Origin of the sequence: Prevotella sp. MGM1 (genome assembly GCF_002933775.1) — a bacterium.
Taxonomy (GTDB): Bacteria; Bacteroidota; Bacteroidia; order Bacteroidales; family Bacteroidaceae; genus Prevotella.
This window is the reverse complement of the sequence record NZ_BEWV01000217.1, coordinates 1-16,392: the sequence shown is the minus strand read 5'-3', so window position 1 is coordinate 16,392 and position 16,392 is coordinate 1. Positions and strand designations below refer to the sequence as shown.

The window sequence follows — 16,392 nt, the reverse complement described above, 5'->3', positions numbered from 1 at the left end:
TGGCTTTTAATTTTGAAACGGGCGAAATATGGATAGCGTTTTGTAAATATTATTCTGAATTATCATTGTTATTTTTTATTATTATTGCTTTTGGCGTGTCTTGATATTGTGATTATACTGTTATCCTCATGCCAGAAAACTCATGTGATTAAAATACATAATATTTTTCACAATATTTAGTTGTTTTGTAAAATATAATCGTTATATTTGCAAATGAATCCATTATTTATCGACTTTGCGTCAATCCAGGTCTCGAGCCTTTGATGACAGCCAGAGCGATGAGAAGCCTGCGCCGGGCCGCCAGCGATGTATCGGTGTATATTGCGAGGCGGCGGATTAGGGTAGGGAATACGGATTCACGACATATTAAAAGGCGTTTACATGGCGCTTTGTTCTTGACGGACTGGAATCTAGCAAATTCAACTGATATTGTCAAGGGTGAGGCAACGGTAGATGTCCTCGGGATGTGTTTTATACGCATCCCCTTTGTTGCGGTAGAGGGGTAATGGCTATTGGGTCGTTGTATTCGGATATCTGCATACAGAGGGGGATTTGTTATATACATATCGGCGTGGGCTCTAAGCGTTGCTCGTTCTACAATATCGGGCAATGCTAGAGCCTCAGTTCGTGGGACGAGTGACAGGTGCGGTTCCCACGCTTTTTTTATGTTCTGTTCAGATAATATCAAAAAGCTTTGTCAGGGGAACGGCAGGCATAAAAACATTGCGGCAAGTATTTTTATGTGGGCACTTTTTGACATTATCCGTTTTTCGGCAGGCAGCATTTTCTGGGGAGTGTTGATAGCCATGGTGTGCATGGCGCTCTTTGTGCTCATAATAAAAGGATGGTGGAAAAACGCCGTCTTCACCGTCGCCACATACGCCGTGGGAGCCGTTCTCTTCGTTTTGCTTTCAATCCAGTGCATACTCATCTGCGGATCCATAAGGATAATGAACACCGCCGGATACTATGAGCAGCAGATTACGGGGATAGTGAACAGTATTTACGACAGCGCCGATATGATAGACGTGGAACAGTCAAGCGGCATAATAGACAGTCTGACGGACGAGTATCCAATACTAAACAACTATATAGGTGGTGGGGAGTTCAGCGGTTACAGTGCCGCTGAGCTTCCACACGCCATGGCCGACGAGCTGCGTTCGTTCATGAAGAAGTATATTGTGCGCAGGTTGTTGTGGTGTCTCGGTTTCGTGCTTGTGGGAGGAGTGATAGCCGTGAAGACGATAACTGTCGAAAACAGGCTCGGCCACCGGTCGGCACGGCCTGTGAGAAGCCGTGCCCCGATGTCGGGCAGTGGTTCGCGTCCTCATGTCCGCCGCCGGCGGTGAGTGTATCCATGGAGCCATTTGTTCTATACCGATAACAAAAACCGTATATTGAAATAAAACTAAAAATAAATATAACTAAAAATAAATATAACCATGACAGAGACAAAAAGTTTTTGCACAGCCAACCATATCCTGGTGGGACTTGGAGGTACGGGAGGTAAGATTCTCCGTGCGTTTAAGATGCGTATGTTCGAAGAGTTCCCTACACACGATGAGCGTAAGAAGCTGCCCGTACAGTTGCTATATGTTGACTCTACGGATGAGATGATGCCCAAGGACGGCCGTCCGCGCCCCGATTTCAGGGTGATGGGACAAGACGCCTCGTTCACAAACAGGGAATTTCTGAACATCAAGGCGGTTGACGTAAGCTATATACTCGACCATATAGGAAACTACCCTTCGGTGAAAGGAATAGTGGAAGACGCAGAGCAGGTGAAGTCGGCTATCGGGTCTCTCGGTCAGGCCGCAGGACAGATGCGCCGTGCCGGCCGTCTGCTTTTCGCCGCAAACGCCGTCGCTTACGTGAATGCCCTTAAAGACGCATACGGCCGTTGCGAACAGATTTCGGGTGATGCTTCAAGAAAGTATGTATATATATTCGCCGGATTGTGTGGCGGTACCGGTTCTGGTTCTATCATAGATGCCATAGTACAGGCACGCAAGACATTCCCCGATGCCATTATTTCCGTTTACACCATGATACCGGAAATGCACCTTCCGAAAAGTAACATGGATCAGGGACGTTATTATCAGAACGGATATGCGGCCGTAAATGAACTTAATGCCTTGCAGGCCGGTCGTTTCTGTCCGCAAGACGTGACGGGAACCGGTAAAGCTTGTCTTTATAGTGATAGGATAAAGGGTGTGGCAAACGGTGTTACATTATATAGTAATGTTAACGAAAACGGAATGACTGTCAACTCGCTTGAAGAGCTTCCGAAGATTATCAGCGATTATATATTTGCCCGTATATTCTTTGTTAATGAAGAGGACGAGAAACATTTCGGTGATATTCTGCGTGCTTATAACTATGAGAATATGGATAAGTTCGCTCTTGAATACGATGAGGCAGCTGATCCTGACGAGAAAGGTCATATACCTGTCGCCCGCACAAAGAAAGTCAATTCGATAGGTATCAAGCGCGTGATGTATCCCGAACTGCGCGTGCTCAAACATATAACATATACCGTGGGCGAGAGCGTGCTATATCAATTCAAGTACAACAACTGGCGTGAAAACCAAGGGTTTGTCAACGAAGAGCGTAATAAGGATTACCGCAAGGCATATCTTAACGCAGACAAGCAATCGGAATGGATGATAGATACGGATCACATGACACTCGAACTGAAAGTGCTTGAAAGCGATACCGACTATCCGAAGTTTAACGATTACTGGCACGACAAGGCGATAACATACGCCGAAGACGCAAAGAAAGCCGATTGCCCGCTGAACGAACTTGACAACATAATGGGCGAGTTCTACGCAAACCACTTCCGTGAAGAGGGTGTAGAGGCATTCTACACAGGCAAGGAGCGTGCCATTCCCGAGATGGCGAGAGAGATACGCCATAGGATAGAGAACGGAATCTTTGAGAGTTGGAAAATCGGCGACGTGTCGATAGTGGAGCTTCAAAAAGTATCCAAGCTGCTGCTTGAACGCATGGGAGAAATCCGGACCGAGCTTGAAACCAAGACAAAAGAGGAGAAAGACAATTATACCGCTTTCGATCAGGATCGTACTGATAATGTATCAGAGTGGAGCCGACTGGGAATTTTGCAGCGTATGGTGGGAGTTGGAGCACGCCGCTATGCCGATCATCAAGGTATACTCACAGACTATTATACGTCTAAAACAAAACTCGTGGCTCTTGAATTTGCCAAGAAACTGGCAGCCAAAGTATTCGTGGAGATAGGTAAGATGGACGCTGAGATACTGGCATTCGGACAGAAGATAAACGAGGCTATCGAGGAGACTGAGCGGCTTGTCGGCGCGCAACGCAAGGTAAACAAAGGTCTTGAAGACATGAAGGGAGCCATTATCGAGGTCAGCGAGGACGAGGCGATGAGCGAGTTTGAGGTAGACATAAAGGTAGATAAGGTGGAAATGCCCAACATAGCCCGCCAGATAAGAGAGACTATACTTCCTCAGGGTCAATTTGTTAATTTCGGACGCCTTACGAACGAGATAAGCGTGGACGACATAAAAGACGCTTTCGACATAAAATTGTCGGCCATAGTGAAAGCCAAACACGACGAGAAAGCGGATAGCGACAAGAAAGTTTTGGGTCTGAATATACTCACACAGCTGCAACAGAAACTTGTTACCGATGATGATATAAAGGAATTTGCTACCAAGATAGTAAAGCAAAGTGGGGTATATCTCAAATTGAATAATGATCAAATGCAATTGCATCTTCGTAATAATGAAGGTGAGTTAAGTCCTATTAATCCGGCAAGTGTAAATAAAAAGACGATACTTGTGTCTATACCGTCTGATGAAGAAAGTCCCGGCTTGGAGCGTTTTGCCAATAAGCTTGTTGATGCTTTTAACGATCAGTTTGGCAATGGAGCATCGCAAGGAAGTATAATAATCAATCGTCAAAGTCCGCGTAAGGATGAATTATCCATAATAGCAATACAGTATTGTTACCCGATGCGTGCCATTGACTGGATGGCACCATACAAAGACCGCTATAATCAGTTCCTCAATTCTGGTAATCCCATAACCGATATCAAGAACGCTATATTGCTACACAGCGAGGGTGACGGTACGGAACTTCCATCATTGTTTGCCCTCAGCGAGGAAGAGATATCCGTAAAACGCTATGAGAGAGAAGTATGGCGCAAGCAAAACGAGCGGCAATCCATGCAGCAACCGGCAGGTCAGCCGATGCCAGGCGCCCAACAGCCTGCTGTCGGAACAGGTGCGGTACCTCCGGTAATGCCCGAATCTCATGTCGCTCCTCCGCCATTGACACCCGCCCAGCCGGATATTAAACTGTTCTTGGCTATTGGCGGACAGCAATATGGGCCTTACAACATGGACATGTGCAAGCAGATGGTGCAGGGCAGACAGCTTACGGCACAGACAATGGTATGGATGGAAGGCATGGCCGCATGGACACCGGCAGGTCAGGTGCCGGCATTGCAGCCGCTATTTGCTCCTCCCGCAACTCCTGAAATGCCGCCGATGCCTCCTACGGGAGGTCCGGTTCCGCCGCCGATGATGTAGTAATAATCAAGATAAGGTATATCGGGTTGACTTGTGTAATCTCGGATAAAGACGGTTTGGCAAGTCAATCCTATAATCGGCCAATCAATAATGAACACGATAATAAACAAATAAAACAATAAAAACAACATGGCAACATCAAATCGTTCGAAGAGTGTGCGTTTCAGATATGGTAAATGTCTGAATGAGTCATGCTCGAAAGGAAAAGCAAAGGAAGTACAGCAGATTTCGGCACACAAGGATTTTGTATGCGCTGAGTGTGGAAAATCTCTTCTTGACTGTCCTCCACCGAAGTCGTGGTGGGACAAAAACGGAAAGAAAACCATAATCGCCGCAGTGGCGGTGGCTGTTGTGGGAGCCGGTGTGGGTATATCTATAGGTGGTGGCGATGAGGCCGCTGAAAACGAACAGGCCGTCATATTGGCAACACCGGCCGACAGCGCGAAAAACGATACCGCACAAGTTATTGCTGATGCTAAGCCGGCAGAGGCTGACAGCAAGGCTGTTGAGGAGACACAGAAGCCCGAACAGAAAGAGACAGCCGCCGGAAAGGAGACTGTGGGCAAACCCGCTGCAAGACAGTCGGCTCCCAAGCATGCTCCCGGTGAGCGCTATCAAGGCACGCTCAACCTCGGTTACGGAACATATTCGGGCGAGATTGTAGACGGAAGACCCGACGGAACAGGTGTTCTCAGATACAATACATCTCAGAGAGTGGTGAGCACGAAAGACGTGATGGCAGAGAGCGGTGAGCGCATCGAGGGTGTGTTTGACAATGGCAAGCCGTCTTTTGTCACCCTGTATAAGAACGACGGCAACACGGTCAAGGTACACAGATGATAACAATGAGTATGCGTACATGTTATTTTATAATGTGTGCGCTGCTTTTTTAATGGCACAAAACCATGCTTAGACAATTCTTCATTGCGGTTTCGGTGGCACTTGCCATAGGTATTGGCGAGGCCCGGGCTGCCACTTTTTCGTCGGAAAGACTTGAACGGTTGGCGGCATACGCCGGTCTGCAACGTCTCGACACGTTGCGTCCCGGAGTGCATGACGGCTATCGTTACAAGCAACACAGGGTGACGGTGCGCGTCAACAAGTGGAACGAGATCGAGCATATCGGCCTCTTGCTTTTTCCACGACAGTTGAGAGAGATAAATCCGCTGCCCGTACATGACTTTCTCGAACGTTATCTGTTGGCCGCAAACGCAGTGCCGGCAAATTCCGAATACGGGATGAAGATGAGTTGGGAAAAGGTATATTTTGCCGTGGGAAACGCGCGTACGGCGCTCTCGATAGACACCACGGCGATGTTTACCGAGAACCATGTGGACCTGCATGTATATAAAGTATCGTGGTCGGTGGCTGACAGGAAAGTGCTCGAAATGTCGTTTCAGATGGACTATCAGTTGCTCACGGGGCTTAATGCTATAGAGCTTGAACAGCGGTTGTTCCGCAATCTGCGGCGTTACGAGCCGCAATCGCGTGGCACCGACATGCCTGTATTGCCCGTGAAAGGCACTGACTACACGGTGAAAGGAAACTATTTCATAAGTCCGGCTGTGCGGAACGACCTCTATTACAAGAGAAAAAGCGACAGGGACGGATGGTCGCTCGTGAGCGGCAGCCGGATGGCGACAAGGGCATTGTCTAACATGATGCTACGGCCTGAAAGCGGCAACGGTCTTGAAATGAGGCTGAAACTGGATAAATACGGACTGCGTACGGACAGCGCGACGGTGAGATACAGCGCGTTATGGCAGTTCTGCAAGGATGAGGGATGCACTCCGTACTTCGGAATGAAAGGCAAGGCCGGCGACATGTACCGCTGTACGGTATTCATGGTAAACAGACTTGGCGGATATCTGCATCTGCTTAGCGTCGACATACCTGGACAAGCGCTGGATGATCCTGCGAAATATACGGCCGGTGCACGGATATACTGCTACATACCGTTGCACAACGTGTCGGACAAAGTGTTGAATGTAGCGGAGTTTGAACCTATAAAATAATAACGAATGATGAACATTTCCTGTTTAAAACGAATTACATGCGTCGTATTTGCGGCGATGACGGTTTTCTCTTTTGCCTCTGCCCAGACATCTGTGGAGGAACAGAAGAAAGAAATCAACAAGATAAAGAAAAGCAGTTCGTATATATATGGCGAGGCAACGCTCGCCGACAAGCAGGCCGCCATAGACCTTGCGAAGGATATATTGTATCAGAATGTAAACGAATGGGTGTCGAAGCAGAAGAAATTTGCCGGTTCGAGCAACGTGGTTACCGTTAACACCAACTATGCTGTTGAAGACATGATGCTGCCCAGGGGCAATATGTTCAGGGCGTTCATGTACGTGAAGAAAAACGACATCATACCTGCCAACAACGTGACTGTGACCGATACGCCTGACATGCAGGTCAAGACGGCCTCCAAGCAGGGGGCGTCTACCGTCACGCCGATAGGCAATCCGAAGGTTGACGCGGTGGTGTCGGAAATCATCAAGGTTGAGAACACAGGCCAGCTGTCTGCCGTCTTGAAGCAACTCAAACAGCAGGGAAAGATCACCGAGTACAACAAGCTAAGCGCTTTGACCGCTCCCGAGAACTATCTAATGGTGATATTCACCGGCGAGGGAAACATACAGGCTGTGTTGAGCGAGGGTGTAGGACGCACGAACATGAAGACGGGCAAGGCCGACGCTATAAGCAACTATAAAGGATGCGGCGCCATAGGAGTAAAAATAAAAAAATAACGGATATGACAATGAGAAAGTTTTATTTAGGTTTTATTGCCTTGTTGGCAAGCGTTTGCGCCAATGCGGTCACTGTAACTATAACCACCGACGAGGGGTTTGATGATCCAGCGATTATAGAGAAGATGCAACAGAACCTCGGCGAGGTGCTCACTGAGATAAACAATGCGTATAAAGGCAATCGGGATGTGAACACGGCGGGTCTCAAAATGGACGACCACGCCAAGAACATGCTCGTCACGTTATGGTCGACTGTTCACTTCTACTGTGACGACGAGGAAGTGGTGGACCGCTGCTGGCCGTTGAAAAAAGGTTATCTGCTGCGTCAGATACCGCTTATCATCGACCCGCAGGATGAGGCGTTCACCAGCGGTACGTATCAGGAAGCGGTGATAGAGTTCGGTAAAGACGGGATGATCACCGACTTCCGTTTCGCTCTCGATGCCCAGCTTTCCGAGAGCATGGAGCGGTGTGGCTCGGTGGTTGAGACCGAACGGCGCATGATAATCCTCGATTACATAGAGCAGTTCCGTACAGCCTACTGCACGAAGAACCTCAATTTTATGGAGAAGATATTCAGCGACGACGCGCTTATCATTACCGGTAAGGTGGTGATGTCGAAGCCGGACGATCTCGGACAGTCTAATGCCAAGGTGGAATACAACCGTCAGAACAAGCAGCAGTATCTGTCGAACCTGCGCCGTGCGTTCCTGCGCAACAAGTATATAGAAGTGAAGTTCAGCGAAATAGGCGACGGTGGAAGTGGCGGCGGATGTCCGGGCATCACCCAATCGCGCAACAATCCCGACTTCTACGGCGTGCGGTTGCGTCAGGAATGGCGGTCGAGCAGTTACAGCGACGACGGATATGTGTTCCTATTGTGGGACTTCCGCGACGAGCAGAACCCTGTGATCCATGTGCGTACATGGCAGCCGACGATGATTGCCGCAGGCGGTACATCCCAGAAACTGCCGGAAGAGGAGATATTCAATATCAGTTCGGTGGAAGACATGATACCGTAAGATATTTGGAGGGTGTTTAAAGGTAAAAAAGTAAAAAAGTAAAAAGGTAAAGGGGGTTAGGAAGCAAGAGGGTAAAAAAGCCGTTTAACGGCATCGGTATGATAAGTTTTCTTACCTTGATGGTATTTTACTTATTTTCCGACTCCTTGCTCCTCAATTCATAATGGATGTTTACTTACTTCTCAACTCCTTACTCCCCAGCTCCAAATAGACGTTTACTTACTCCCCAGCTTCTAATAAAAACAAAATAGTAATGAAAACAATGACAAGAATATTATGGCTGCTTATCCTGTATGTGGTGGCACCTTTGCATGTATTGGCGCAGGACAGCGACAATATGCTTAATGTGGTGAAAGACCGGCAGGAGAAAGCGGCTCTCGACGGTAAGGCGGGAGTCATCTTCTTGGCAAAGAAGCCTGATTACGTGATACGGACGACAAATAAAGACGAGCCTGTATGCACCGAAAGCCGGCAAGTCGGCGGCCATTACGAGTTCAAGTTGCTGCTCGACGTGTCGAAAGGCAAGAGCCGGGTGTTCGTAGTCAATAAAAAAGGAAGTCCCATCGCCGGTAAGTCAGACCAGCTCAATGTCAATCCGGATGAATACCGGTACTTCCGTATTGACGAGCCGGCCACTATCCTTTTGCCGTCTACCCAACGTATCGACAAGAACGCATATTTTGCCAAAGGCGAGAAGCCCACCGAGGCACTGATAGATATCAAGAGTCCGGTGAGACTCGATGTGCAGATAAGCGATAAGGTAAAGGTATCCGGTGGCGAGGGTACTCTTACCGGAGAAGGCACCTATCAGTATTCATTTGTTGTCAATACAGTGCGGATAGGGCAGTTGAAGACAGCGGCCGCCGATGCGGCCGATACCTACCGCAAGATGGATGATTCGGCCAACGGGCAGTGGACCGACGACCAATGGAAGCGGTTGGAGCAGTTGAAAGACGCGAGCGATAACGCGACACGCGAATATGCCGAGGCAGTCACGGTGGTGCTGCAAGGTAACGGCACAAACCGCATTCCCCTTCAAGCGGCACTTATAGAAGGCCTCACGCCGAAAGACAAACTCGTATGCAACCTTGTGCTGGCCAACAAGACAGACACCATCGTCAAAAAAGACACCGATCCGAAAGGAACCGTTGTCGTGGCGAGCAATGTAAGCCGTGCCGATTTCTATGTAGACGGAGTGAAACATATTTCAGGCGGTGTGCCACCCTTTGTATATAAGGGTACCGAGGGGCGCCATAAGCTGACACTTCGGGCAGACGGCTACAACGATGAGACGGCCGAGGTGGATATCCGTCTTGGACGTACAGTCGACTACCGCATGAACATGGTGGCTGCCGGAAGCCTCTCTCTCGACGGTGTATCGTATGAGATGGTGCTCGTGGAAGGCGGTACTTTCACCATGGGTTCGCAGCGGGAGCTTGACAAGTACAGCACTTTCAGCATGGACAAGCCGGCACACAGTGTCACGGTAGGCACGTTTGCCATCGGCAAGACCGAGGTGACACAAGTCTTGTGGCAGAAGGTGATGGGCAGCAATCCGTCCGCTCATCAGGGCGGCGACCTCCCCGTGGAGAATGTGTCATGGGATGATTGCCAACAGTTCATAGCCCGGCTCAACAGCATGACCGGCCAACAGTTTCGTCTGCCTACCGAGGCCGAATGGGAATATGCCGCCCGTGGGCGCACGGCATCGGGCGACAGCTATTCCGGTGGCTCACGGTTGGATGATGTCGCCGTAACCGGCAGTGGTACGGCTGCATGCGGCGGCAAGCGCCCCAATGTGTTTGGACTGTGTGATATGACGGGCAACGTGGCCGAATGGTGCCAGGACTTCATCAAGCGCTACACGGCACTGTCGGCCAACAATCCCCGCAACGACGCCGACGGCTATGAGCGTGTGGTGCGCGGAGGCGCTTACGATACCGGCGGATGGCTCGGACATACATCGCACCGCTCGCACATGAAGCAGCACGAAGCCCGTCCCACCGTTGGATTAAGGTTGGCTCAGGACAAGAAGTGACCTCCGGGCCATACATACAGCCGATGGATATTTATTATGACATTAGTATTATTTATAACGTTTACAAACTTAAAAAACAGATTATTATGAAAAGAGTTATTGTTTTTGCGGCCATGGTTTGCGCAGTGCTTACCGTTTCCGCACAGGACAAGAAAGTGGTGGTTGTCGATAAATTTGCCGATAACACCACCGAGACGAGCGATGTGGTAGATGCTCTCCGCACCGATATTATCGCCGGCTTGAACGCCACCACACGCCTTACGGTCGTCGATGTTAACGTGATGACCGACCTGCCGGCCACAACCAACGAGCGGTTGAAGGCATTTGGTGAGAAAGGCATCAACTATGTAATCGGCGGTACGCTGAACACTATGACTTACGATAAAGATGTAAAGGACGGAAAGACGACATACACATCGCATGTGAGCTACACGCTGACTGTCACCGACGTTGAGACGGGTGAGTCTGTTGCGTCAAAGAACTATACCGACCTTAGCTCACTGAACAAGACTGAGGAAGAAGCGGCCATTGCGGTGGTGAAGAAAGCGCATGGCGCCATGAAGAAGTTTGTGGACGAGAACTTCAAGGTAGAGGCCGAAATTGCCGATTTGGAGCAGGAGAATGAAAAGAAAGGAGCCGTTACGGTGTATGTGACGACAGGCTCGGCACAAGGCATTCAGAAGGGACAGATATTCGAAGTGTTTAGCGAAGTGACCGTCGCTAACCGCAACGTGCGCAAGAAAATCGGCGAGCTGAAAGCCAAAGAGGTGGTGGCCGAAGATATGACACTGTGCGAGGTGAAGAACGGTGGAAAGGATATTCAGGCAAAACATAAGGCCGGAGTGAAGATGACAGTGGTAAGCCGTGCGAAGAAATCACTGTTCGATACGATAGACAAGGGACTTGACAATTTGCTGCAATAAGCGGCCTGACTGTTAAATAATCATCTGTCATCTCAAAATATATGCTACACTGTTTTAAATATATGCGGCTGTTTGCCGTCATTGCTTTGCCGGTCGTCACGTTGACGGTGGCCGCCCAGGACTCACGGGCACGGATAAGCATCATCGATGCCGACGCGCAGACGGCCGTGTTCACCTCTGACGGATTCGCTGCCGACCGTGAGGAAGCGCTGGAAAACGCTTGTATCAACGTGATGCAAGCCATTCTGTACAGCGGGGTGGAGGGTTTCAACGGCGGCCGTCCCATAGTGGCCAATGCCGAGCATAAGCGTACCAACCTCTGGCTTGGCAACATGTTCACAGGCAAGAACCCGGGCTACAAGCAATTCTGTGCGGGTATTGAGTTGATAGACGACTTCGACCGTGCGGCTTCCGGACAGACACACTGCCGGGTGAACGTGATTATTTCGCATGCCTATCTGCTTCGCCGTGCCGACACGCAGGGTGTTACGGGAAACGTCAAGCCGCAGCCGGCACCGTCAAATACCGCAGTTCCGGCGACTGACAGTACGTCGCCCGCCGTGCCCACCGAGCGGAATACCGATGTTCCGGCTACGAAGCCTGCCGTGAAAAAGCCAAAGAAAAGCTTCCTTTGATTAAGAAGCCGGCGGCAAAGGATATGAAAAAGACATCGCCCGACCACTATATTTTTTGTGTGGTCGGGCGTTTTTGCGTATCTTTGCAGCAAGATAGGCTGTGTCCCAGCGGTAAAGACACTGTTTTCACCGCATTCGGTTTTCACTGTCTTTGCAAGCTATAAATAATCCTGCCTGCGAGTTTCTTTGCTTGGTTCCGGTACGCGTTAAATTCCGTATGGGCAGGTTCACATTATTTTATATAGGGATTATGAGAAAATTAAGAACGATAGAGATGAGCCGCCTGACGGTCGAGGACTTCAAACAGGCCGAGAAATTGCCGCTTGTCGTTGTGCTCGACGACGTGCGGTCTATGTATAACGTAGGCAGTGTGTTCCGCACGGCCGACGCTTTCCGCGTAGAGGCCGTATACTTGTGCGGCATCACCGCCACCCCGCCAAGCACCGAGATACACAAGACGGCGCTCGGAGCCGAGGACAGTGTGGAGTGGAAACATTTTGCCACGGCCGTTGAGGCTGTCGACGCTTTGCATGCCGCAGGCTACGAGGTGTATGGCGTAGAGCAGGTAGAAGGCAGCACCATGCTGCACGATTTCGTTCCCGTTGCCGGCCGTCGCTATGCCGTAGTGCTCGGGAACGAAGTCAAAGGAGTGCATCAGGAGGTGATAGACATGTGCGACGGATGTCTTGAAATACCGCAGTTCGGCACGAAGCACTCCATGAATGTGTCCGTTACCGCCGGGATAATAATGTATAAATTCTTGGGTAAGTAGGTAGTGAGGAGTAACTTGTTCCTCAACTCCTCACAACCAACTCCTCAATAAAAAAAACAAACGCTCCCCATTCACTGAATGAAGAGCGTTTGTTTTTTTTATTCTGTTTCGGAAAACTCGTCTTTTCCCACTCCGCATAGCGGGCATACCCAATCTTCGGGTATATCTTCGAATGCTGTTCCTGGTGCAATGTTGTTTTCTGGGTCTCCCACTGCCGGATCGTAAACGTATCCGCAGACGTCACAAACATACTTTTTCATAATTTTTTTGTTTTTAAATGGTTGATAATACTGTTAGTTATATGCTGTTTATGTCCAGCCTTTTTCTTGTCGCCACTGCTTTGCGGGCTTTTCATCGCGCTTCTTTCACTGTTGTTCCGGTTGCCTGTTGCCGGAGTGTCGGCTCTTCGGCCTTTCAAGCCGTTGTCAATGGCGTTTATATTGTGGCATTGCGTCGTTTTTCAAAGCCGCCCTGTCTTTCACATCTTCTTTTTGTCTTTTCATCCTACCACGGCCTTTATCCTGTCGAAAATCCGTCTCGGTGCTATGTTGTTCATGCAGGCAAAGTCGCCACGCATGCACGGTTTGTTACCGTATACGCTGCACGGCCGGCATGGCATGTCTTCCTGTACGGCGTTTGCCGTGTCCTGTTTCCATCCCATGAATCCCGCATACGGATGTGTCGCTCCCCATACGCTTACTACCGGCGTGCCGGTGATTGATGCAAGGTGCATGTTGGCGCTGTCCATAGACACCATCGCGTCGAGGTGGCTCATGAGTATCAGTTCCTGCTGCATGGTTTCCATGTGCTCTCCCACGTTAATGCAGTCGCTTGTCTCTCCGCACCATTTCGGGAACAGGGCGTCTTCCCTTTTGCCCCGCCCGAAGAGGAAAATGCGTGCTTGCGGGTATTCCGCTTTTGTCATCTTTATCACTTCGAGCATCTTTTCCGGCGGATATATCTTTCCATTGTGCGCGGCGAACGGAGCAAATCCTATCCACTGTCCGAATGTTTTTTTCGGTCCTATGATGGCCGGCAGCAGGTTGAGGTTGCCTCCCTCCGGCGGGAATATCGACTTGAACGACATGTCCTTTATCGGGTATCCCAGCCTGCCGAACACGTCGGCATAGTTCTCGAACGATGTGGGCAGCTGCTCCATGGCCTTGTTTTCTTCCGCCGTGAGCATCTTTCTGGCCTTGCGGTGCTTGTCTATGTGGGCCACGTTGTAGCGGCTCATGTTGAACCTCATGCGCAGATAGTCCGATCGCAGCACGTTGTGCAGGTCGGCCACGGCCGTGAAGTTCTTTGCCGTCAGCCTGCGGTAGAGCTTGTTCAGTCCTCTCACTCCGCTGTACTCACCCCTGAGGTCGGCTTCCATGAAGTTGATGTTCGGCGCGAGGTCTTCGAAGAAAGTGCGTGCATACGCCCTGCTCAGCACCGTTATCCGCACGTCGGGATATGTTTTGGCGAGCGAGTACACCACCGGTACGGCCATCACCACGTCGCCGAGAGCCGAGAACCTGATGACCAGAATATGCTCTTTCTTCATCTTGTTGTTTATCTTGGAGTGCGGAGCCTTTTCAAACCATTATTTATTCTTATACAACACCGGGTTTGTGGCCGGGTCGTTATACATCTTCATCTGCCGGTATACCTTCATGTATTTCTTTCCGGCGGCGATGTCCTCGATCAACTGGTCTATTGCCAGCGAGAGGTCTTTCCGCTGTTCGAGCAGCACGTCGAGCTTTGCCGTGCATGTGGCCCTGTGTTCCTGTGATGCCTCAGTGCGCTCGGTCTGTTCCTTCATGTGGTATATTTTGAGTGCGAGGATGGACAGCCTGTCCACCGCCCACGCCGGGCTCTCGGTGTTCAGTCTTGCGTCCGCCATGGGTGTCACGTTGCCGTACTCGCTGCGGAAGTGGCTGTCTATCTGCTCCACGAGATCCGTGCGGTCCTGGTTGCTGCGGTCTATGCGCCTTTTCAGTGCGAGGGCGTCGAGCGGGTCTATGTGAGGATCCCTGATTATGTCTTCCAGATGCCATTGCACTGTGTCTATCCAGCACTTCATGTACAGGTTGTGCTCTACGGTGTTGTTGTCGTACGGGTTGTTTATCTGGGTGTCCACGTCATCCGTCAGGTGATAGTCTCTTATCGCCTGGTTGAAGATGGTGTTGCATTGTTCTGTAAATGACATAGTTTATCTGTATGTTTCTTTTATTGTTATTGTATTGTTTCCGCTTGCGGCTGACACCGTGAAAACCGTCCGTTTTCATGAAGGCCGCGCAGTGCCGTGCAGCGGTTATCCTGATGCAAATATACTCAAACTTTTCCAATTACGTAATTAAAAGATAAGTTTTTACTTTTATTGCAATCTTTTTATGTGAAATTTAGTTACTTTTGTTTCCGGCAACGATACATGGCACGGACGAGGGCCTGCGGCCCCGCTCTTCCTCTGCCTGTAAAAAGCATGATAAGATGAAGATAGTGATAGACGACAAGATTCCGTATATACGTGAGGCGGTGGCCGCCGTCACGCCTGATGCCGTGTACATGCCCGGCGCGGCCATTACCGCCGCTGACGTGCGCGATGCCGACGCCATCATAGTGCGTACCCGCACACGCTGCGACGAGACCCTGCTCGGCGGCAGCCGGGTGCGCTTCGTGGCCACGGCCACCATAGGCCATGACCATATAGACACACGTTTTCTCGACCGTTCGGGCATAGCGTGGACCAACTGCCCCGGATGCAACGCCGCCTCCGTGGCTCAGTATGTGCGCTCGTCGCTGCTTCTGATTGCCCGTGATTTCGGGCTGTGCCTCTGCCGTGCCACCATCGGTGTGGTAGGCTGCGGACATGTAGGCTCGCTCGTGGCCGCCGCCGCCGGTGAGCTTGGGATGAACGTGCTTGTGTGCGACCCGCCGCTTGGCCGGACAGGCTTCGTGCGGCTCGACACGATAGAGCGTGAGGCCGATGTAATCACGTTTCATGTGCCTCTCACATCCTCCGGCCGCCATGCCACGTTCCACCTTGCCGACGAAGCGTTCTTCGGCCGTCTGGCACGCAGGCCGTTTATCATCAACACCAGTCGGGGTGCCGTGGTAGACGGCGATGCGCTCGGCGCGGCAATAGACCGCGGCATGGTGCGCCAGGCGGTGATAGACACTTGGGAGGGCGAGCCGGAAATAGACCGCGCCCTGCTCGACAAGGTATATATAGGCACGCCCCATATCGCCGGCTATTCGGCCGACGGGAAAGTGAACGCCGACAATATGGCACTGGCCGCCCTGTGCCGCTTTTTCGGACTTGTGCCGCCGCCGCCGGTTGTCGCTCCGCCGCTACCGCCCGGCTTCGTGTATACCGGCGACCCGCTCGAACTGTACAATCCGCTGACAGACAGCGCCGCACTTAAATCGTCGCCCGAGGCTTTCGAGCGTCTGCGGGGCGACTATCCGTTGCGGCGTGAGACATTCCGGTAGTCTCCGTCAGCCGGCGTGTGTAATAATAAAGTCACGTATTTAACACTTTGTTTTCTTTTGAAATAGAAAGCGGAGACGATACATGCCGCTATATTTAATGCGATATGCAGCCATTCGCCGGATGGTGAAAAGCTGTTTTTTCCGCAACGGGATGCCCGTTGGAGCGCGTTCGGTAGCTAATCGCGTCGC

The 16,392-nt window shown here is 50.7% G+C and carries 14 protein-coding genes; 11 read left to right on the top strand and 3 right to left on the bottom strand.

The features are described from left to right. Window positions 1–740 precede the first annotated feature (740 nt). The 10 genes from MoGM_RS11885 (at window position 741) to MoGM_RS11840 (ending at window position 12,726) form a co-directional block, all read left to right on the top strand. On the top strand, window positions 741–1,349 hold the full coding sequence (locus MoGM_RS11885) for a hypothetical protein (RefSeq protein ID WP_104370265.1): 609 nt from the start codon (window positions 741–743) through the stop codon (window positions 1,347–1,349). A gap of 93 nt (window positions 1,350–1,442) precedes the next feature. Beyond that, window positions 1,443–4,580 carry a tubulin-like doman-containing protein gene (locus tag MoGM_RS11880; RefSeq protein WP_104370264.1) on the top strand — a complete coding sequence of 1,046 codons (3,138 nt, stop codon included), beginning with the start codon at window positions 1,443–1,445 and terminating at the stop codon, window positions 4,578–4,580. Between the two features lie 129 nt (window positions 4,581–4,709). Then, window positions 4,710–5,420, top strand: a complete 711-nt coding sequence (locus MoGM_RS11875; protein ID WP_104370263.1) for a hypothetical protein — start codon at window positions 4,710–4,712, stop codon at window positions 5,418–5,420. A 65-nt stretch (window positions 5,421–5,485) separates the two neighbouring features. After that, window positions 5,486–6,595 carry a hypothetical protein gene (locus MoGM_RS11870; protein ID WP_104370262.1) on the top strand — a complete coding sequence of 370 codons (1,110 nt, stop codon included), beginning with the start codon at window positions 5,486–5,488 and terminating at the stop codon, window positions 6,593–6,595. Between the two features lie 57 nt (window positions 6,596–6,652). Further along, window positions 6,653–7,336, top strand: coding sequence for a hypothetical protein (locus MoGM_RS11865; RefSeq protein WP_104370261.1), 684 nt, complete (start codon window positions 6,653–6,655; stop codon window positions 7,334–7,336). A gap of 11 nt (window positions 7,337–7,347) precedes the next feature. Beyond that, complete coding sequence (locus tag MoGM_RS11860) at window positions 7,348–8,358, top strand: hypothetical protein (protein ID WP_104370260.1); 1,011 nt, start codon at window positions 7,348–7,350, stop codon at window positions 8,356–8,358. Window positions 8,359–8,620: 262 nt separating this feature from the next. Next, complete coding sequence (locus MoGM_RS11855; RefSeq protein WP_158249610.1) at window positions 8,621–10,396, top strand: SUMF1/EgtB/PvdO family nonheme iron enzyme; 1,776 nt, start codon at window positions 8,621–8,623, stop codon at window positions 10,394–10,396. 86 nt (window positions 10,397–10,482) lie between these two features. Beyond that, entirely contained in the window at window positions 10,483–11,319 is an 837-nt protein-coding gene (locus MoGM_RS11850) for a hypothetical protein (RefSeq protein ID WP_104370258.1), read from the top strand. A 41-nt stretch (window positions 11,320–11,360) separates the two neighbouring features. Further along, window positions 11,361–11,954: a hypothetical protein gene (locus tag MoGM_RS11845; protein WP_146078734.1), complete on the top strand. Its 594-nt coding sequence runs from the start codon at window positions 11,361–11,363 to the stop codon at window positions 11,952–11,954. A 250-nt stretch (window positions 11,955–12,204) separates the two neighbouring features. Continuing rightward, window positions 12,205–12,726: an RNA methyltransferase gene (locus MoGM_RS11840; protein ID WP_104370268.1), complete on the top strand. Its 522-nt coding sequence runs from the start codon at window positions 12,205–12,207 to the stop codon at window positions 12,724–12,726. Window positions 12,727–12,824: 98 nt separating this feature from the next. Here the strand turns inward: MoGM_RS11840 and rd are convergent, their stop codons facing one another. The 3 genes from rd to MoGM_RS11825 form a co-directional block, all read right to left on the bottom strand. Continuing rightward, on the bottom strand, window positions 12,825–12,986 hold the full coding sequence (gene rd / locus MoGM_RS11835; protein WP_104370256.1) for a rubredoxin: 162 nt from the start codon (window positions 12,984–12,986) through the stop codon (window positions 12,825–12,827). Between the two features lie 239 nt (window positions 12,987–13,225). Then, on the bottom strand, window positions 13,226–14,275 hold the full coding sequence (locus MoGM_RS11830; protein ID WP_104370255.1) for a glycosyltransferase family 9 protein: 1,050 nt from the start codon (window positions 14,273–14,275) through the stop codon (window positions 13,226–13,228). A 39-nt stretch (window positions 14,276–14,314) separates the two neighbouring features. Beyond that, window positions 14,315–14,920, bottom strand: coding sequence for a DUF4254 domain-containing protein (locus MoGM_RS11825; protein ID WP_104370254.1), 606 nt, complete (start codon window positions 14,918–14,920; stop codon window positions 14,315–14,317). Window positions 14,921–15,201: 281 nt separating this feature from the next. Between MoGM_RS11825 and MoGM_RS11820 the strand changes: the two genes are divergently transcribed. Next, window positions 15,202–16,203, top strand: coding sequence for a 4-phosphoerythronate dehydrogenase (locus tag MoGM_RS11820; protein ID WP_104370267.1), 1,002 nt, complete (start codon window positions 15,202–15,204; stop codon window positions 16,201–16,203). The last annotated feature ends 189 nt before the right edge of the window (window positions 16,204–16,392 follow it).